The 17,333-nt window shown below is 75.0% G+C and carries 20 protein-coding genes; 9 read left to right on the forward strand and 11 right to left on the reverse strand.

Annotated elements, in window-relative coordinates; all coding sequences use genetic code 11:
* Positions 1-1,009, forward strand: a 1,009-nt coding sequence (locus tag ABT023_RS27560) for a cryptochrome/photolyase family protein (protein ID WP_502890769.1), incomplete at its 5' end; no start/stop codon positions are given.
* Between the two features lie 6 nt (positions 1,010-1,015).
* On the opposite strand, the gene ABT023_RS27565 is transcribed toward ABT023_RS27560, so the two are convergent.
* Genes ABT023_RS27565 through ABT023_RS27575 form a run of 3 tightly spaced genes read right to left on the reverse strand, consistent with a single transcriptional unit; the run spans position 1,016 to position 4,337 of the window.
* The gene (locus tag ABT023_RS27565) at positions 1,016-1,867 is read right to left on the reverse strand and encodes an alpha/beta fold hydrolase (protein WP_350889450.1); all 852 of its coding nucleotides are present in this window, start codon (positions 1,865-1,867) and stop codon (positions 1,016-1,018) included.
* Complete coding sequence (locus ABT023_RS27570; protein WP_350889452.1) at positions 1,864-2,796, reverse strand: SDR family NAD(P)-dependent oxidoreductase; 933 nt, start codon at positions 2,794-2,796, stop codon at positions 1,864-1,866. Before ABT023_RS27570 ends, ABT023_RS27565 begins: the two co-directional genes overlap by 4 nt.
* Before the next feature lie 35 nt (positions 2,797-2,831).
* Positions 2,832-4,337, reverse strand: a complete 1,506-nt coding sequence (locus ABT023_RS27575) for a flavin-containing monooxygenase (protein ID WP_350889453.1) — start codon at positions 4,335-4,337, stop codon at positions 2,832-2,834.
* A gap of 114 nt (positions 4,338-4,451) precedes the next feature.
* Here ABT023_RS27575 and ABT023_RS27580 point away from each other — a divergent pair, with 114 nt between their 5' ends.
* The 3 genes from ABT023_RS27580 to ABT023_RS27590 all read left to right on the forward strand — a co-directional run bounded on the left by ABT023_RS27580 (position 4,452) and on the right by ABT023_RS27590 (position 6,218).
* Positions 4,452-5,117, forward strand: a complete 666-nt coding sequence (locus tag ABT023_RS27580; protein WP_350889455.1) for a TetR/AcrR family transcriptional regulator — start codon at positions 4,452-4,454, stop codon at positions 5,115-5,117.
* A gap of 199 nt (positions 5,118-5,316) precedes the next feature.
* A complete protein-coding gene (locus ABT023_RS27585) occupies positions 5,317-5,736 on the forward strand; it encodes a VOC family protein (RefSeq protein ID WP_350889457.1) in 420 nt (139 codons plus the stop codon).
* Positions 5,737-5,789: 53 nt separating this feature from the next.
* A complete protein-coding gene (locus ABT023_RS27590; RefSeq protein ID WP_350889458.1) occupies positions 5,790-6,218 on the forward strand; it encodes an archease in 429 nt (142 codons plus the stop codon).
* Positions 6,219-6,262: 44 nt separating this feature from the next.
* Here the strand turns inward: ABT023_RS27590 and ABT023_RS27595 are convergent, their stop codons facing one another.
* Positions 6,263-7,681: an RtcB family protein gene (locus ABT023_RS27595; RefSeq protein WP_350889460.1), complete on the reverse strand. Its 1,419-nt coding sequence runs from the start codon at positions 7,679-7,681 to the stop codon at positions 6,263-6,265.
* A gap of 218 nt (positions 7,682-7,899) precedes the next feature.
* On the opposite strand from ABT023_RS27595, the gene ABT023_RS27600 reads away from it, so the two are divergent.
* Positions 7,900-8,826: a pentapeptide repeat-containing protein gene (locus ABT023_RS27600; RefSeq protein ID WP_350889461.1), complete on the forward strand. Its 927-nt coding sequence runs from the start codon at positions 7,900-7,902 to the stop codon at positions 8,824-8,826.
* Between the two features lie 172 nt (positions 8,827-8,998).
* Complete coding sequence (locus ABT023_RS27605) at positions 8,999-9,229, forward strand: hypothetical protein (protein WP_350889463.1); 231 nt, start codon at positions 8,999-9,001, stop codon at positions 9,227-9,229.
* Between the two features lie 29 nt (positions 9,230-9,258).
* Here the strand turns inward: ABT023_RS27605 and ABT023_RS27610 are convergent, their stop codons facing one another.
* The 3 genes from ABT023_RS27610 to rnhA form a co-directional block, all read right to left on the reverse strand.
* Positions 9,259-9,471: a ferredoxin gene (locus tag ABT023_RS27610; protein WP_502890770.1), complete on the reverse strand. Its 213-nt coding sequence runs from the start codon at positions 9,469-9,471 to the stop codon at positions 9,259-9,261.
* Entirely contained in the window at positions 9,465-10,688 is a 1,224-nt protein-coding gene (locus ABT023_RS27615) for a cytochrome P450 (protein WP_350889465.1), read from the reverse strand. Before ABT023_RS27615 ends, ABT023_RS27610 begins: the two co-directional genes overlap by 7 nt.
* Before the next feature lie 86 nt (positions 10,689-10,774).
* A complete protein-coding gene (rnhA, locus tag ABT023_RS27620) occupies positions 10,775-11,248 on the reverse strand; it encodes a ribonuclease HI (RefSeq protein ID WP_350889466.1) in 474 nt (157 codons plus the stop codon).
* Positions 11,249-11,342: 94 nt separating this feature from the next.
* Between rnhA and ABT023_RS27625 the strand changes: the two genes are divergently transcribed.
* Positions 11,343-12,452, forward strand: coding sequence for a serine hydrolase domain-containing protein (locus ABT023_RS27625; protein ID WP_350889468.1), 1,110 nt, complete (start codon positions 11,343-11,345; stop codon positions 12,450-12,452).
* A gap of 24 nt (positions 12,453-12,476) precedes the next feature.
* On the opposite strand, the gene ABT023_RS27630 is transcribed toward ABT023_RS27625, so the two are convergent.
* Both ABT023_RS27630 and ABT023_RS27635 read right to left on the reverse strand, forming a co-directional pair.
* Positions 12,477-13,670: a lycopene cyclase family protein gene (locus tag ABT023_RS27630; RefSeq protein WP_350889470.1), complete on the reverse strand. Its 1,194-nt coding sequence runs from the start codon at positions 13,668-13,670 to the stop codon at positions 12,477-12,479.
* A gap of 74 nt (positions 13,671-13,744) precedes the next feature.
* Positions 13,745-14,638: an aldo/keto reductase gene (locus tag ABT023_RS27635; protein ID WP_350889471.1), complete on the reverse strand. Its 894-nt coding sequence runs from the start codon at positions 14,636-14,638 to the stop codon at positions 13,745-13,747.
* Positions 14,639-14,725: 87 nt separating this feature from the next.
* Between ABT023_RS27635 and ABT023_RS27640 the strand changes: the two genes are divergently transcribed.
* Positions 14,726-15,553 (forward strand): class I SAM-dependent methyltransferase, encoded by an 828-nt coding sequence (locus ABT023_RS27640; RefSeq protein WP_350889473.1) that lies wholly within the window; start codon positions 14,726-14,728, stop codon positions 15,551-15,553.
* A 14-nt stretch (positions 15,554-15,567) separates the two neighbouring features.
* Here ABT023_RS27640 and ABT023_RS27645 read toward each other — a convergent pair whose 3' ends face one another.
* On the reverse strand, positions 15,568-16,101 hold the full coding sequence (locus tag ABT023_RS27645) for a GNAT family N-acetyltransferase (RefSeq protein ID WP_350889474.1): 534 nt from the start codon (positions 16,099-16,101) through the stop codon (positions 15,568-15,570).
* A gap of 123 nt (positions 16,102-16,224) precedes the next feature.
* Here ABT023_RS27645 and ABT023_RS27650 point away from each other — a divergent pair, with 123 nt between their 5' ends.
* Positions 16,225-16,551: a hypothetical protein gene (locus tag ABT023_RS27650; RefSeq protein ID WP_350889476.1), complete on the forward strand. Its 327-nt coding sequence runs from the start codon at positions 16,225-16,227 to the stop codon at positions 16,549-16,551.
* A gap of 210 nt (positions 16,552-16,761) precedes the next feature.
* Here the strand turns inward: ABT023_RS27650 and ABT023_RS27655 are convergent.
* Positions 16,762-17,333: TauD/TfdA family dioxygenase (locus tag ABT023_RS27655; protein WP_350889478.1), on the reverse strand; the 572-nt coding region annotated here is incomplete at its 5' end.

Raw genomic sequence — 17,333 nt, forward strand, 5'->3', positions numbered from 1 at the left:
GCCGGGGCGGGTGCCGCGCCGGCCCCGGCGCTCCGGCGGCACGGTCGCCCCCGCTCCCCCGCCGATCGTGGAGGACGAGATCGACGCGGAGGTACGCGACGATCTGGACCGGTGGGAGAAGGAGGGGATGCGGTTCGTCGGCCGAGACGGGCCGCGCCGCCACCCCGCCACGCACGCCGAGGCCGACGCCCGGCTGCGGCACTTCGTCCGGCACCGGCTGCCCGACCACGGCCGCTACCAGAAGGTGATGAGCGTCGGCGACCCGACGCTGGCGCACAGCGTGCTGTCGTCGTCGTTCAACCTGGGGTTGCTCGACCCGGCGGAGGCGATCCGGGCGGCCGAGGGCGCGTGGCGCGACGGGACCGCGTCGCTGTCGGCGGTGGAGCCGTTCGTCCGAGGGCTGCTCGGCTGGCGGGAGTTCCTCTGGCAGCTCTACTGGTACTTCGAGCCCGCGTTCCGGGGCGGCAACTGGCTGGCCGCGACCGAGCCGCTGCCGGGCTGGTTCGCCGACCTGGACGCCGACGCGGTCGAGGCCCGTTGCCTGGCCGACGTGCTGGCCGGGGTGCGGGACGGGGCCTGGGCGCACCACTCGCAGCGGCTGCTGGTGCTCAGCAACTACGCGTTGCAGCGCGGCTGGCGGCCGGCGGAGCTGGCCGACTGGTTCAAGGGGTGCTTCGTCGACGGCGCCGACTGGGTGATGAACGCGACGGTGGTCGGCATGAGCCGGTACGCCGACCTGGGCCGGGTGGACACCCGCCCGTACGCGGTCGACGGCCGGTACATCGACGAGCTCAGCGACTACTGCGGCGGCTGCCGGTACCGGCCGGACGCCGTGCTCGGCGACCTGGCCTGCCCGTACACCGGGGGGTTCGACGCCTTTCTGCACCGCAACCGGGGACGACTGGCCGGCGATCCGCGGCTCGCCGCGGAGCTGGCCGAGCGCGAGGACCCGCAGGTGCGGGAGGCGGTGCTGGCCCAGGAGGACAAGCGCGGCGGCAGCCCGCCCTGACCGCCCTCAGCCGGGCGCGGGGTGGTCGGCCCAGAAGTCGGTGACCAGCCGGTGGAACTCCTCGGCCCGCTCGACCTGCGGCAGGTGGCCGGTGTCGGCGAACAGGTGGGCGCGGGCCAGGGGCAGCCGGGCACGGGCGGCGGCGAGGTGCGCGGCGGGCAGGATCAGGTCGCGGTCGCCCCAGACCACCAGGATGGGCAGGTCCAGCCGGGCCACGGCGTCGAGCAGTTCGGCGCGCCACCCGGGGGCGACGCCGCGGAACGTGCCGAGGCTGCCGGCGAGGTCCAGCATCACCCGGGCGGCGTGCGGTCGGCGGGCCGCCGCGAGGGCCTCGGCGAGGCGCGCCTGCGTGACGTGTCGCCGGTCGTGGAACAGGGCCCGCTCGGTGCGCCGGATCACGGCCCGGCTCGGCCGCAGCAGCAGCCGGCCGAGCGGGCGCAGTGCCAGCAGGCGCAGCGCGATCGTCACCTCCGCGCCGAATCCGGCGCTGTTGACCAGGACCAGGCTGGCCGCGCGGGCCGGGTCGTCGACGGCCAGCCGCATCGCGACCGCCCCGCCGAGGGAGTTGCCGACCAGGTGGGCGGGACGGTCGACGCCGAGGGCGTCGAGGCAGTCGGCGGTGGCCCGGGCCAGCGCCGGCAGGGTGTGCGGCTCGTCCAGCGGTGCGGAGCCGCCGTGCCCGGCCAGGTCGAGGCTGACCACCCGGTGGTCGCGGGCGAGCAGGTCGTGCTGCTCGGCGAAGTCGGCGAGGGTGCGGCCGATGCCGTGCAGCAGCACCACCGGCGGGCCCTGCCCGGCCACCCGGCAGCGGACCGCCCGCCCCCGGACGGTGAGGGTCGTGTCGCCCCGCCCGGTCACGCCGACTGCCCTGTCCGGCTGTCCGGTCCGGTCACGCCGGGGCCGTCCGCCGGCACCGGGGAGGTGGGCGGCCCGGCCGGACGGCGGGACGCGGGCGGCCGGGGGGCGCGGTTGAGGGCGAGGGCGATGACCCGCCCGTACGAGGCGGGGGCGAGCCGGGCCAGCAGGTCCGGCAGCTTCGCCGACCAGCCGATCAGCACCCGGCCCCGACGGCGCTCGACGCCGCGCAGGATGACCTCGGCGGCGACGGCGGGGTCGATGGAGAGCAGCTTCTCGAACTGCCGACGGCCGGCCTCGAACTCCTCGGCGGGCACGCCGCTGCCGACCCGGGCGCTCTGCGCGATGCGGGTGCGGATGCCGCCCGGGTGCACGGAGGTCACCCCGATGCCGTCGTCGACCAGCTCGTGGCGCAGCGCCTCGGTGAAGCCGCGGACGGCGAACTTGCTCGCCGCGTACGCGGTCTGCCCGGCGGGGGCGATGAGCCCGAACAGGCTGGACACGTTGACCAGGTGCGCGCCGGGCTCGGCCTTCAGGGCGGGCAGCAGGGCGTGGGTCAGCCGCACCACGGCCCGGAAGTTGACGTCGACCACCCAGCCGAACTCGTCGAGGGTGATCTGGTCGAACCGGCCGCCGAGGGCGACGCCGGCGTTGTTGACCAGCAGCCGCACCCGGGGGTGGCGCCGGCGGATCTCCTCGGCCACCGCGGTGGTCGCGGCGGCGTCGGCGAGGTCCACGAGGTGGGTGGTGACCGGTCGGTCGGGGTGGTCGGCCCGGACCGCGGCCAGCACGGCGGCGAGCCGGTCGGCGTCCCGGTCGAGCAGGACCAGCTCGGCGCCGCGCCGGGCAAGGCCGTGGGCGAGGGCCTCGCCGATGCCGCTGGCCGCCCCGGTGACCACGGCCGTTCCGGCCGCGAAGTCGAACCTGCGCACGTCGGTCTCCTCTACTCGGTCGGCGGGGTGCCCGGTCAGCCGGCGGGGGTGCCGGCTGAATCCCGCCGGCCGGTGGTGACCGCCTCGCCCGCGCGGGAGAAGCGCACCCCGGCGTCGGTGAGCCGGCCGTGCCGCATCAGCAGCACGTCCCGGGCGTAGTTCTGGTGCAGCCGCCACGGCGCCGCCGCGCCCTGCTTGGGCAGCGCGTCGACGCTGCGCAGCACGTACCCGGACTTCAGGTCGATCAGCGGCTCCAGGTCGCCCGTGGCGGGGGCGAGCGGGGTGACGACCTGCTGGCCGGTGGCGTCGAGGTGGGTGAGCAGCCGGCAGACGTAGGTGGCGACCAGGTCGGCCTTGAGCGTCCAGGAGGCGTTGGTGTAGCCGATGGTCAACGCGAAGTTCGGCACGCCGGAGAGCATCATCCCCTTGTACGCCACCGTCCGCGCGAGGTCGACCCGCTCGCCGTCCACGGTGATCGTCATGCCGCCGAGGACGAGCAGGTTGAGGCCGGTGGCGGTGACCACGACGTCGGCGGTCAGCTCCGCGCCGGAGGCGAGCCGCAGGCCGGTGGCGGTGAGGGTCTCGATCCGGTCGGTGACCACCGAGGCCCGGCCCTGCCCGAGGGCGGTGAACAGGTCGCCGTCGGGGACCACGCACAGCCGCTGGTCCCACGGGTCGTAACGGGGCGAGAAGTGCCGGTCGACGTCGTAGCCGGCGGGCAGCCGCCCCCTCGCCGCCCGCCGCAGGAACCGCTTCACCAGCCTCGGCGCGCGGCGGCTGAGCTGGAAGGTGGCCGTGCCGAACAGCACGTTCTTCCACCGCACCACCGGGTACGCGGCCTTCGCGGGCAGGAAGCGGCGCAGCGCGTCGGCGAGGGCGTCGCGCGAGGGCAGCGCGATCACGTACGTCGGTGAGCGCTGAAGCATGGTGACGTGGGCGGCCCGCTCGGCCAGGGCCGGCACCAGGGTCACCGCGGTCGCGCCGCTGCCGATCACCACCACCCGCTTGCCGGTGTGGTCGAGGTCGGCGGGCCAGTGCTGCGGGTGCACCAGCCGCCCCGTGTACGCCCGCACGCCGGGAAGGTCCGGGGTGTAGCCGGCGTCGTAGCGGTAGTAGCCGGAGCAGGTGAACAGGAACGCGCAGGTGAGGGTGACGTCCTCGCCGGTGTCGTCGCGGTGGGCGCGCACCGTCCAGCAGGCGCTCGCGCTGTCCCACTCGGCGGCGAGCACCCGGTGGTGGAAGCGGATGTGCTCGTCGACGCCGTACTCGCGGGCCGTCTCGCGGACGTAGGCGCGGATCGAGTCGCCGTCGGCGATGGCCAACGGGTTCGTCCACGGCTTGAACGAGTAGCCGAGGGTGAACATGTCCGAGTCCGACCGGATGCCCGGGTAGCGGAACAGGTCCCAGGTGCCGCCGATCGCGCCGCGCGCCTCCAGCACCGCGTACGTCCTGCCGGGGCGGTTGCGGCGCAGGTGACAGGCGGCGCCGACGCCGGAGAGGCCGGCGCCGACGATCAACACGTCGACGTGGTCGGGGGCCATCGCGCGTCTCCCGTCGCAGGGGTGGTGGATCGGACCCTATCCAGCGCCGTCGACGTCGGTCAACGCACTGTCGAGTGGAATCGACACGGTGTCGAGGTAGTAGCATCTGCGCTCATGACCGCCACCGCCCGTACGCCCGGACGCGGTGCCGGGACGCGGGGCCGGCGGGCGGCCCGCTCGACCGGGGACGACCGGCAGTCGGCCATCCTGGCCACCGCCGAGCGCCTGCTCACCCAGCGGCCGTTCGGCGAGATCTCCGTCGACGACCTGGCCCGGGGCGCGGGCATCTCCCGGCCGACGTTCTACTTCTACTTCCCGTCGAAGGACGCGGTGCTGCTCACCCTGCTGGACCGGGTCACCGAGGAGGCCGACGCGGCGGCCGGTGACGTGCTGGTCCGGCTGGCCGAGGACCCGCGGGCCCGGTGGCGGGAGCTGATCCACCGGTTCCACGAGACGTTCGGCGCGCACCGCGCGGTGGTACGGGCCTGCGCCGAGGTGCGCGGCACCAACGCCGAGGTGCGCCGGCTGTGGGCCGCGGTGCTGGAGCGCTGGGTGCAGTCCGTCGAGGCCGCCGTGACGGCGGAGCGGCGGCGCGGCGCGGCCCCGGACGGCCTGCCGGCCCGGGACCTGGCGATCGCGCTGACCTCGATGAACGAGCGGGTCTGGTACGCCACCTTCGCCGCCGACGGGCCGGCCGTCGCGGAGCGGGACGTGGTGGACGTCCTGCTCGACGTCTGGCTCGCCGGCGTCTACCGGGGCGCGGTGCCCCCGGCCGGCTGAGGCGCCTTCCGGAGGCCCACGGCGGCTCGGTCGGGTTCGACGGCTGACCCGGGTACGACCGACCGGAGGGTGCCGCAGCCGCACCCGACCCGGCACGATTCGCACAAGGGCAGACGAGATCGTCGATGTCCCGAGGGCTTGACGGTTGAGCCGCCGCCGTACCGGACAGAACCGCTCATCGAGGCCAGGGGGCTGCAACATGGACTTCACGCTCGAACTCGTCGTGGTGCCGGTGTCCGACGTGGACCGGGCCAAGGAGTTCTACCTGGAGCGCGCCGGGTTCCGGCTGGACGTCGACATCCGCTCCGGCGAGGACTTCCGGGTCGTGCAGCTCACCCCGCCGGGGTCGGCGTGTTCGATCGCGCTGATGCGCGACCCGGACGGAGCGGGCGGCGTCGGCGGCCTGCACCTGGTGGTGACCGACCTCGACGTGGCGCGCGAGGAACTGCTGACGCGCGGGCTGCCGGCGAGCGAGATCTTCCACTTCGAGGAGGGCGGCGTGCGGGTTGCAGGCCCGGACCCGCAGCGACGCGACTACGCCTCCTACCTGTCGTTCAGCGACCCCGACGGCAACGGGTGGCTGGTGCAGGAGGTCCGACGGGCGACCACGACGGCCTGACGGGCGCACCCGGTTTCCCGGCGGCACCGCGCCGGGCCCGAGATGATCGGGGCATGGAACGAGGACCGGGGCGGGGCCACCGGGCCGTGCCGCACACCGCCGACGTGCGGATCGAGGCCTGGGCGCCGGACCGGGAGGGCTGCGTGGCCGAGGCGGTGTCGGCGATGGTGGAGACCTTCGCCGACACCGCCGGCGCGGGCGAGGGCGCCGAGGCGACGTTCGACGTCCCGGCCGGTGACGACGGGGACCTGCTGGTGGCCGTCCTCGACGAGGTGATCTTCCGGCTGGAGACCGAGGGGGTGCTGCCGGTCTCGACGGACGTGACCGCCTCTCCCGGCGCTGGCCTGCGGGTGCGGTGGCGGGTCGTGGCCGCCGACGCGGCGGAGCCGGGCGGCGCGGTGCCGAAGGCCGTGTCGCTGCACGGGCTGCGCTTCGGCCGGGACGAGGCGGGCTGGTCCTGCGCGGTGACCCTGGACGTGTGACCTGCCGGTCCGCGCGGGACCGGACCCGCGGCCCGGGCCGGGAATCAACCCTTGACCACGCCCAGCGGCACCAGCCGGGCCACCCGGCGGCACAGACCCGCCCGCTCGGCGACGTCCACCACGGCCGTGACGTCCTTGTACGCCTCCGGCGTCTCCTCGGCCAGCCCTCGCCAGGATGCCCCGCGCACCGCGATGCCCCGATCCTCCAGCTCCCGGCGCAGCTCCTGCCCCCGCACCGTCCTCATGGCCTGGCTGCGGCTGCGGACCCGGCCCGCGCCGTGGCAGGTGGACGCGAACGCCGGGCCGCCGGCCACCCCGGTGAGCACGTAGGAGGCGGTGCCCATCGAGCCGGGAATGAGCACCGGCTGACCGGCGGCGCGCAGGTCGGCGGGGAGATCGGAATGCCCGGGCGGCAGGGCGCGGGTGGCGCCCTTGCGGTGCACGCAGAGCCGCCGGTCGACGCCGTCCACCCCGTGCGTCTCGACCTTGGCGAGGTTGTGCGAGACGTCGTACACCAGGTCGAGCCCGCTGCCGGTGACCCGTCGGAACACCCGGCGGGCGGCGGAGGTGAGCAGCTGCCGGTTCGCCCGGGCGTAGTTCGCGGCGGCGGCCATCGCCCCGAGGTAGGCCCGCCCCTGCGCGGAGTCGACCGGGGCGCAGGCGAGCTGCCGGTCCGGCACCTCGATGCCGTGCCGGGGCATCGTCTGCTCCATCGCCCGGACGTGGTCGGTGCAGATCTGGTGGCCCAGCCCACGCGACCCGCAGTGGATCATTACGACGACCTGGCCGGCGCGCAGCCCGAACGCCGCCGCCACCGCCTCGTCGTGTATCGCGTCGACGGCCTGCACCTCCAGGAAGTGGTTGCCCGAGCCGAGGCTGCCGACCTGCCCCTGGCCGCGCTGCACGGCCCGCTCGCTGACCTGGGCCGGGTCGGCGTCGTCGACCACGCCGAAATCCTCGCACCGGTCCAGGTCACGTGGGACGCCGTGGCCGCGTTCCACGGCGTACCGGGAGCCGCCGCGCAGTACCGCGTCCAGCTCGGCCCGGTCGGTCAGGTGCCACACCGCGCCCCGGCCCATGCCGCGCGGGACCGCCGCGTCGAGGCCGTCCATCAGCGCGTCGCGCAGCCGGGGCAGGTCGGCCCGGTCCAGGTCGGCGGCGAGCAACCGCACCCCGCAGGAGATGTCGAAACCGACGCCGCCCGGGGACACCACCCCGCCTGCGGCGACGTCGGTGGCGGCGACGCCACCGATCGGGAAGCCGTACCCCCAGTGCACGTCGGGCATCGCGTACGAGGCGCCGACGATGCCGGGCAGGGTGGCGACGTTCGCCACCTGCTCGAGAGACCGGTCCGCGCCGACGTCGGGAAGCAGCGCACGGGAGGCGAAGACGACGCCGGGCACCCGCATCGGGTCGCGCCGGTCGATCCGGAACCGGAACGGCGACTCCTCGACCAGTTCCATGGGCGGCGGCTACCCGCCACGCGGCCGGCCACACCTGCCCCGGCGGCGGGGGCGGTCCGGGGCGGTGGGGCAGCCCGCCCCCGGATGACCGGGAAGGAGGACGTCGACCCGGCCCCCGTGACCGCCGGCACCCCCGGCCCGCGCGCACGGGGGCCGGCAGGACAATGGGGGAACCCGAGGGGCCGCCCCGGCGCCTCACCCCGTAGGAGACACCCACCGTGTCCGGAACGCCCCAGCCCACGCCGTCGCCGTCCACCGGGGGCGACCTGCGGGCGGACTGCTCCCGGTGCTTCGGGCTGTGCTGCGTGGCGCCCGCCTTCGCCGCGTCGGCGGACTTCGCCGTCGACAAGCCGGCCGGGCGGCCCTGCCCTAACCTGGGCGGCGACTTCCGCTGCGGCATCCACCGGGACCTGCGGGCCAGCGGCTTTCCCGGGTGCACCGTCTTCGACTGCTTCGGAGCGGGACAGCAGGTCGCCCAGGTCACCTTCGCCGGTCGGGACTGGCGTTCCGCCCCGGACACCGCGGCGCGGATGTTCGACACGTTCGCGGTCATGCGTCCGCTGCACGAGCTGCTGTGGTACCTGACCGAGGCAGTCGCGCTGACCCCGCCCGGCCCGCTACGCGAGGAGTTGGGCGTCGCGGTGGCGCAGACCCGGCGGCTCACGGCCGGCAGCCCGCAGGAGCTGCTCGGGCTGGACGTCGACGCGCACCGGGGGCGGGTGAACCCGCTGCTGTCCCGGGCCGGTGAGCTGGCCCGGGGCGACCGGGCCGGGCTCGACCGCCGGGGGTCCGTACTGGTCGCCGCCGACCTGCGGCGGGTCGACCTGGTCGGGGCGAACCTGCGCGGTGCCGTCCTGCTCGGCGCGGACCTGCGCGACGTGGACCTCTCCCTCGCCGACCTCACCGGGGCGGATTTGCGCGGCGCCGACCTGCGCGGCGCCGACCTGCGGCGTGCGCTGTTCCTGCACCAGTCGCAGGCCGACGCGGCCCGCGGCGACCACCGGACCGGGCTGCCGCCGGCACTGGCCCGGCCGGCGCACTGGTCCCTGCCGGTCACCCCGGTCCGCCGCCCCGCCGCGCCACGGCAGCCCCGCGGGACCCACCGCAACGGCGGCGGTCCGGCGGGCGGTGGCCGCCGCCGGTGACGAGCCGGGCCGAAGACCCGCCCGCAAGATCGCGCTCGATCCGGGAAATAGTGGCCTCCCGCCGCGACGGAGGCCAGTATTTCCGTGTTCGAGCGCGATCTTGCCCGGCGATCTGGGCGGTGCGGGCAGCCGGGGGACGTTTGCCGCCGGCCGGGGCGGGCAGGACTGCGGCATGACCAGTGAGGAACGCTTCGACCGAGCCAGCAGCGACGAGCCCGACGGCGCGACCGCCTACGAGGCGTCCCTGCGACCGCCGGGCGAGTCGCTGCGCACGACCGAGGACACCGGGGACGACTTCGCCGACCTGCCGGCCGAGAACGCCCGCCCCGCACGGGAGACCAGCCGCGCCGGTTACGACGTCGACGCCGTCTCCGGACCCACCGACCCCAGCCGCGAAACCTAAGCCCCCGGCGCCGCAGCGATCACCGGGGGTCAGGTGAGGCGGATGGCGCCGGCTGGGCAGAGGTCGGCGGCCCGGTGGATGCGATCGGCCGCCTCGGGGGGCGGGGCGGAGCGGAGCAGGAGCACCAAGCCGTCGGCTTCGTCCTGGTCGAAGACCTCGGGTGCGGCGAGCACGCAGTTGCCCGACCCGCAGCAGCGGTCCCGGTCCACCTCGATCCGCATCGTGCCGCCCCCGGTCACCACGTCACCGGCAGGCTGTTGAGGCCGAACACGACCGACGTCTCGCGGGTGGACAGCTGCTCCGGCGTCGCGGTGGTGCGCAGGCCGGGGAAGCGGCGGGCCAACTCGACCAGGGCGATCCGCAGCTCGGCCCTGGCCAGTGGCTGACCGATGCACTGGTGCACCCCGAACCCGAAGGCCAGGTGCTGGTGTGCCTGCTGGTAGGGATCGAACTCGTCGGCGACCCCGAAGACCTCCGGGTCGCGGTTGGCCAGTGACAGCACGGCGATCGCGCCCTCCCCCGCCCGGATCAGCCGGCCGCCGATCTCGACGTCCTCCAGGGCCAGCCTGGGCAGACCGGTGCGGATCACGCTGAGGTAGCGCAGCAGCTCCTCGACCAGCGCGGGGGCCTGGTCCGGATGCTTGCGCAGCGCGTCGAGGCCGCCCGGCTCGCGCAGCAGCAGCAGGGTGCTCAGGCCGATCATGTTGGCCGTGGTCTCGTGGCCGGCGACGAGCAGCAGCAGCGCCATGCCGACCAGTTCGTCGACGGAGAGCCGGCCGGTTGCCACCTGGTCGCGGACCAGCCGGCTGATCAGGTCGGTGGAAGCGTCCGCGTCGGCGTGCCGGGCGAGGACCAACTCGCGCAGGTAGGCCCGCAGCTCCCGGACCTCGGTGCGGACCCGCTCCACGGGCGTAGTGCGGTCGAGCAGGGTGCGGCTGCGGGCCTGGAAGAAGCCGTGGTCGGCGTACGGGACGCCGAGCAGGTGGCAGATCACCATCGAGGGCACCGGCAAAGCGAACGCCTCGACCAGGTCGGCGGGCGGGCCGGCGGCCTGGAGGTCGTCGAGGGCCTCGTCGACGGTCTGCTCGATCAGCGGCTCGATCCGCCGGACGTTCTTGATCATAAATTCGGCGGTGAGCATCCGGCGCAGCCGGGTGTGCGCGTCGCCGTCCATCCGGATGAAGCCGCCCTGACGGTCCAGGTCGGACTGGGGCGGCAACGGACGCAGCAGCGGGAAGCCCGGCTTCTCGAAATTGGCGCTGAAGGCGGGGTGGCGCAGCAGTTGACGCACGTCGGCGTGACGGGTGACGAGCCAGGCGGTGGTGCCGGTCGGCAGCCGGACCCGGGTCACGGGCTCGTCCAGGCGGCCCCGCTCCTCCTCGTCGAGCAGGGCGAACGGGCCGTGGTCGGGGTTGATCGGCGGCCAGAGGGGCAGGTCGGTAGCGGCGGTCGCGGTCACGCGGACACCTCCCGTGACAACTGTGAGTGACGCAATCGATCCGCAACGTTACCTATCGATGCAGATCGACACAAGGCCGCAGGACCTCACCGGGTCGCGGTCACCGACCGGGCCTCGGTCATCCCCCGGTTGGCCAGAGCGTCGGCCCGCTCGTTCTCGGGATGGCCGTTGTGCCCCTTCACCCACAGCCAGGTCATCCGGTGCCGGGCGCAGGCTGCCTCCAACCGCTGCCACAGGTCGGCGTTCTTGACCGGCTGCTTCGCCGCCGTCAACCAGCCGTTGCGCTTCCAACCCGCCAGCCAGCTGGTGATGCCGTTACGCACGTACGTGCTGTCGGTGTGCAACCGCACGGTGACCGGCCGGGTCAGGCTCTCCAACGCCTGGATCGCGGCCATCAGCTCCATCCGGTTGTTGGTCGTCGGCGTCGCCTCCCCGCCGCACAGCTCCCGCTCGTGGGTGCCGTAGCGCAACAGGGCGCCCCAGCCGCCCGGGCCCGGGTTGCCGCTGCACGCCCCGTCGGTCCAGATCTCCACGACCCTGTCGGCCGCCGCGTCCACCATGCCCGCAACCTACCGGGTACGCCCGGTGCCCCCGTGGACCGGACCGACGAAAACGGGCGACGCCGGACGCGGCCCTCTGGCAGGCTGCCTCACCATGACCGGACGCTTCGACGGCCTGCGGGCCGAAGTGCGCGACACCATCGACGGGCTCGTCTCCTCCGGACGGGAGGCGGGGGTGCAGGTGGCGGCGTACCTGCACGGCGAGCCGATCGTCGAGGAGCAGTGCGGCGTCGCCGACACCACCACCGGCCGGCCGATGACCGCCGACACCCCCGTGTACGGCGTATCCACCGGCAAGGGCCTGACCGCGACGGTCGTGCACGTCCTCGCCGAACAGGGGCAGCTCGACTACGACCTGCGCGTCGCCGACGTGTGGCCCGAGTTCGCCCGGCACGGCAAAGACCGGATCACGCTGCGTCACGCGCTGACCCACACGGCGGGCCTGCCGGCATTGCCGCCCGACACCATCCTCGACGACTTCGCCGACTGGGACCGGATGTGCGCGATCGTCGCGGACTCCGCGCCGCTGTGGGCCCCGGGCGAGCGGTTGGCGTACCACGCGTGGACGTTCGGCTGGATCGTCGGCGAGGTGGTCCGGCGGGTCACCGGCCGCCGGGTCGGCGAGGTCCTCGCCGAGGACGTGGCCGCGCCGCTCGGTGTGGCCGGGGAACTGCTCCTCGGCGTACCGCTGGCCGGGCAGGGCCGGCTGGCCCGGATGGAGGACGGCAACCTCTCGGCGATGCTGGAGGCGTTCGCCGGCCAGCTGCCGCACCTGGACCGGGTCGCCCCACCGGGGGTCCGCCCGGACGCCGGCCTCGCCGCCCGCCCGGACGTGCTCGCCGTTGACGTGCCCTCCGTCGGCACCCTCACCGCCCGGGCCGCCGCCCGGATGTACGCGGCGCTGATCGGCGAGGTGGACGGCGTACGGCTGGTCTCGCCGCAGCGGCTGCGGGCGGCCACCGCGGTGGCGGTCCGCGGCCCGGAGTGGGTCTTCGGCCAGGAAGCGGCCTGGGGGCTCGGCTACGCCGTGGACGTCGACGGGTCGTTCGGTGCCGCCGGCAGCGGGGGCAGTCTGGCGTTCGCGTACCCGGACCTGGGGCTCACCGTGGCGGCGACGCGCAACCGGCTCGCGGTCGGCGACGGCGACCCGCTGCAGCGGCTGCGCCTCACGATCCGCGACGCGGTCGCCGCGCGCCTCGGCTGACCCGACCCCGGCCCCGGAGACGGGTCAGCCGGCGGGGCGGCGCAGTCGGCCACGAAGCCGCCCGGCGGCGTCACCGACGACGGCGGAGGTCATCGGCAGCAGCGGGCTGGACCGCATCACCGCCAGGTCCTCCCCCGGCGAGGTGTCGCCGTCGAGGAAGCGCAGCACCCGCTCGGCGGGGTTGCGGTCGAACAGCCGGTCGAAGAACTCCGGGCCGCCGACCCGGCCGCTGTCCAGGGCCCGCAGCGCGACCGCGTCCATCCACAGGTGCCGCCGGGGGTACGCGGGCGCGGGCACCGGCGGCCGACCGGCGGCCAGCGCGCGGGCCACCTGGTCGGCCTGGCGCAGCATGGCGGAGAAGGTGAACCCGGTGGAGGGGCGGGTGGCGCCGCCGGCCGTGCCGAGGCGGACCACCCGGGGCGAGGGGCGGCGCGGGAACGGGGCGTCGGTCATCGGGATCACCCCGTCCTCCACCTCCCGCACCGTCAGCGCGGCCGGGTCCAGGCCGAGCCGGCCGAGGTAGCCGCGCAACGCCCGGTCGTACCCGTCGTCGGTGAGCCGGTCCGGGGAGAACTCGGTGTACTCGACCAACGCGTACCGGTCGCTGACCGGCAGCACGTAGCCGAAGGAGACGCCCCGCCCGGGCTGCGGGGTGCGGAAGTCCATCAGCACCGCCCGGGCGGGGTCGAACAGCGGCCCGCCGGACTCCACCCACCAGCCACGGAAGTGCTGCAACCAGGACGTGCGGCCGGGCCGGGCCGGCGGGCGGGGGCGGGAGTCGAGCACCCAGGACGCCCGGGCCAGCGGGACCCCGTCGGCGCCCCGGACGAGGACCCCGGTGCCGTCGTCGTCCAGGCCGGTCACCGCCGCGTCGATCCGCCTCGCCCCCAGGTGCCGCTCGGCCTCGGCGGCCCGGGCATAGACCGGGGCGGAGCGCAGCATGGCGTACCGCAGCGGGCTGAGGTCGAGCACCCGGCGGCGGGCCGGGGTGGTCACCTCGACCTGGTCCCAGCTCGCGCTGAGCAGTGGGTCCAGGTCCGCGCCGGGGCGGCCCCAGAACGCCCAGGTGCGGTCCTGGCCGCGCTTGCGCACCGGGTCGACGACCGCGACCCGCAGCCCCCGCACACCGCGCCGGTGCAGGGCGGCCAGCACGAGGGACCCGGCCCCGCCGCCGCCGACCAGGGCGAGGTCGACGGCGACCGGCGCGGAATCGTTCACCCCGACACGCTGTCACACCGTCCGGCCGGGTGCGGCACCGACGGGCGGCCATCGGTGCCGGACGGCCCGGGGCGTCACTCGCCGTGCTGGTGCACGGCCTCCAGCCGGGCCAGGTCCTCGGTGGTGAGCCGCAGCGCCCCGGCGGCGACGTTGGCGACCAGGTGCTCGGGGTTGCCGGTGCCGGGGATGGCCAGCATGTTCGGGCTGCGGTGCAACGCCCAGGCGATCCGCAGCTGGGCGGTGGACACCCCGTGGGCGGCGGCGACCGCGCGGACCTCCGGGTGCTCGTCGCCGCTCGCGCCGGCCTCCCGGCCCGTGGTGGCGATGGAGAAGAACGGCACGTACGCCACGTCCTGCGCGGCGCAGTCGCGGACGAACTGGTCGTGGCGGGGCCGGAAGCCGAGGCCGTACGCGTTCTGCACGCAGACCACGGGGGCGACGGCCTGCGCCTGCGGCAGGTGGTGCGGGCGGACGTTGGAGATGCCGAGGTGCCGGATCAGGCCGGCGTCGCGCAGCTCGGCGAGCGCGCCGAAGTGCTCGGCGACCGACTCCAGGCCGGCCTGGCGCAGGTTCACCAGGTCGAGGTGGTCGCGGCCGAGCTGACGCAGGTTCTCCTCGACCTGGCCGCGCAGCTCGTCCGGCCGGGCCAGCGGCAGCCACTGCCCGGACGGGTCCTTGCCCGGCCCGACCTTGGTGGCGATGACCAGGTCGTCGGGGTACGGCGCGAGGGCCGCGTTGATCAGCTCGTTCGCGGAGCGCAGCGACGAGAAGTAGAAGGCGGCCGTGTCGATGTGGTTGACGCCCAGCTCGACGGCCCGGCGCAGCACCGCTGTCGCCCTGTCCCGGTCGCTGGGCCGGCCGTCGGCGGTGCTGGTGAGCCGCATCGCGCCGAAGCCGATCCGGTTGACGGTGCGGTCGCCCAACGTCCAGGTGCCCGCGGCGTCCGCGGTGGTGATCCCCGTGTCCATGATCATGATTTTGGCACAGGCCGGAGGTCGTCACCGTCCCGTGAATCCCCGTTGAACCCGCAGCGGTGGGTGTGGGACCGTCGCGCCGTGACGGACTACCGCAACATCAACCGGGCCAGCTGGGACGAGCGGGCGCCCGCCCACGCCAAGTCGCCGGACTACGCCCTGGCCCGGTTCCTCGCCGACCCCGGGCACCTCAGCGAGGTGGTCCGCTTCGACCAGCCGCGCCTGGGCGACCTCACCGGCCTGCGCGGGGTGCACCTGCAGTGCCACATCGGCACCGACACCGTGTCGCTGCACCGGCTGGGGGCCCGGATGACCGGGCTGGACTTCTCCCCCACCGCCCTGGCCGAGGCCCGCCGCCTCGCCGCCGGCACCGGCGCGGCGGTCGACTTCGTCGAGGCCGACGTGTACGACGCGGCGACGGCGCTGGAGCCGGGCGGCTTCGACCTGGTCTACACGGGCATCGGGGCGCTGTGCTGGCTGCCGGACATCCGCCGCTGGGCGTCGGTGGTCGCCGCGCTCCTGCGCCCCGGCGGGCGGCTGTTCCTGCGTGAGGGCCACCCGATGCTGTGGGCGCTGGACGACGCCCGCCCCGACGGGCTGCTCACCGTCGAGTTCCCGTACTTCGAGCGGCCGGAGCCGACAGTGTTCCAGGCCACGGGGACGTACGTCACGACCGAGGAGACGTTCACGCACAACGTGACCCACGAATGGAACCGCGGGCTCGGCGAAATCGTCACCGCCCTGCTGGACGCGGGGTTCGAGCTGACCATGCTCGCCGAGCACGACAGCGCACCGTGGGACGCCCTGCCGGGGCGGACGGAACGCGCCGGGCCCGGCGAGTGGCGGCTCGCCGACCGGCCCTGGCGGCTGCCGCAGACGTACACGCTCCAGGCCCGCCTGCGCGGCTGACCCGGCCTGTGTGGTCAGGAGTCCGCGCGCAGGCGGTACAGCACGCTGCGGCGCAGCGGACCCGACTCGACCTCGGGGTCGTCGAAGTCCTCGGCCGGGTCGGTGGTCATGCCGAGGCGGCGCATCACCGCCTGGGAACGCACGTTGCCGACGGTGGTGATCGCCACGATCTCGGGCAGTCCGCAGGTGTCGAAGCCGTGGCGCAGCACGGCGCGGGCGGCCTCGGTGGCGTAGCCGTGGCCCCAGGCGGGGCGGGCCAGCCGCCAGCCGATCTCCACCCCGGTCAGCGGCATGCCCTCGTCGACGTCGTCGAGGCCGGCGAAGCCGACGAACCCGCCGGTGTCGCGGACCTCGACGGCCCAGAACCCGTAGCCCTTGGCGTCGAGGTCCGCCTGGAAGCGGCGGGCGGACGCGGCGGACTCCTCGGCGGTCAGCACCGGGCCGAGGAACTCGCGCACCTGCGGGTCGGCGTTCATCGCCGCCCACGGCTCCAGGTCGCTGTCCCGCCAGCCCCGCAGCACCAGCCGCTCGGTTCGAATTTCGATCATTGGCCCACCGTAGCGCCGGGGTCGAGGGGTTTACGTCGCCCGACGGCGTGGACTGCGGGGCGGGCGACGCGGCGGTAGCCTCCCGGAGGAACATCCATGTCCGACGATCCGATGGAGGTTGGGATGACGATTCGACGGCGTCTGCTGCGGTTCACGGCCGGCTGCGTCGCGACGACCGTGGCGGCGACGGCGCTGGCGGTCGCCGGGCCGGCCGGGGCCGCGCAGGCCGCCTGCACGACGAGCAGCTTCACCGTCGTGTGGGACTACGCGGGGATGTACACCGAGCCCAACGAGGCGACGTTGTACGGCACCCGCCGCTACGGGCAGGTCGTGACGGGTCCGACGGGCAACACCTCCAACGGCTGGACGTTGACCTACGACTGGTGGAACGGCCTGCCGCTGTGGGCGTACATGAAGGACGCCTCGTTGCAGTATCGCGGCTGCGCCTGAGCACCGTGCCGGTCACCGGGGGACACCGCCCACGGTGACCGGCCGTGGCCCAGACTCCCGGCCATGAGCCTGCTGCCGCCGGGGCCGTCGTCCGACGTGCCCGCCTTCTTCCTCACCTACCTCGACTTCTACCGGGAGGCCGTGGCCGAGTTGTCCGCGAGCTGATCGACGGCCGCACGGGCGAGTGACCGCCCGGCCGACGTGAGCGGGTCAGTTCCGGCCCGTGTCCAGCCAGAGCCGGATCAGGTCGCGGCACCGCTCCGGCTCAGGATGGTCCTCGTACGCGGTGCGCGCGTGCACCACGACACCGTTGTCGAGGAACTGCATGTCCCCGGCCCGCAGGTCCATGCCGAGCACGAACCGCGAGTCGGCGTGCAGCCGGTCCAGGACGTCCATCGCCTCCCGCTGCGCCGGGGTCAGCGGCGGCACGTGCGCGCCCCGCTGGGCCGAGCGGATGTAGTCCGGCCCGTAGTGGGCGGCGAGGCGGTCGCCGTCGCGGGTGTACACCGGCCGCTGGGCGAAGCTGTCCGGCCCGTCGCCGGTGCGCCGGTCGTACCACCACGGCTGGTAGAGCAGCCGGGCCAGGTCGGGGCGGGTGCGCACGACCTCGTTGTGCACCGCCACCGAGCTGACGACCGTGCTGAGCCCGCCGCTGCGGGCCGGCCGGACGCAGAGCAGGGCGACGACGTCGGTCGGGTCGGCGTGGTACCCGATGCCACGACGGTGCTCGTAGCTGCGGGTGGTCGGCCGGTCGGGGTCGGCCCCCCGGTCGCGGACGTGCC

This window comes from Micromonospora sp. NPDC002296 (assembly GCF_040296145.1).
Taxonomy (GTDB): domain Bacteria; phylum Actinomycetota; class Actinomycetes; order Mycobacteriales; family Micromonosporaceae; genus Micromonospora.

Excerpts from the sequence above, each read along its gene's own strand:
- ABT023_RS27580 (WP_350889455.1), top strand. The coding sequence starts at position 4,452 with ATGACCGCCACCGCCCGTACGCCCGGACGCGGTGCCGGGACGCGGGGC.
- ABT023_RS27590 (WP_350889458.1), top strand. The coding sequence starts at position 5,790 with ATGGAACGAGGACCGGGGCGGGGCCACCGGGCCGTGCCGCACACCGCC.
- ABT023_RS27585 (WP_350889457.1), top strand. The coding sequence starts at position 5,317 with ATGGACTTCACGCTCGAACTCGTCGTGGTGCCGGTGTCCGACGTGGAC.
- ABT023_RS27650 (WP_350889476.1), top strand. The coding sequence starts at position 16,225 with ATGACGATTCGACGGCGTCTGCTGCGGTTCACGGCCGGCTGCGTCGCG.
- ABT023_RS27575 (WP_350889453.1), bottom strand. The coding sequence starts at position 4,337 with ATGGCCCCCGACCACGTCGACGTGTTGATCGTCGGCGCCGGCCTCTCC.
- ABT023_RS27635 (WP_350889471.1), bottom strand. The coding sequence starts at position 14,638 with ATGGACACGGGGATCACCACCGCGGACGCCGCGGGCACCTGGACGTTG.
- ABT023_RS27645 (WP_350889474.1), bottom strand. The coding sequence starts at position 16,101 with ATGATCGAAATTCGAACCGAGCGGCTGGTGCTGCGGGGCTGGCGGGAC.
- ABT023_RS27595 (WP_350889460.1), bottom strand. The coding sequence starts at position 7,681 with ATGGAACTGGTCGAGGAGTCGCCGTTCCGGTTCCGGATCGACCGGCGC.
- ABT023_RS27605 (WP_350889463.1), top strand. The coding sequence starts at position 8,999 with ATGACCAGTGAGGAACGCTTCGACCGAGCCAGCAGCGACGAGCCCGAC.
- rnhA (WP_350889466.1), bottom strand. The coding sequence starts at position 11,248 with ATGGTGGACGCGGCGGCCGACAGGGTCGTGGAGATCTGGACCGACGGG.
- ABT023_RS27625 (WP_350889468.1), top strand. The coding sequence starts at position 11,343 with ATGACCGGACGCTTCGACGGCCTGCGGGCCGAAGTGCGCGACACCATC.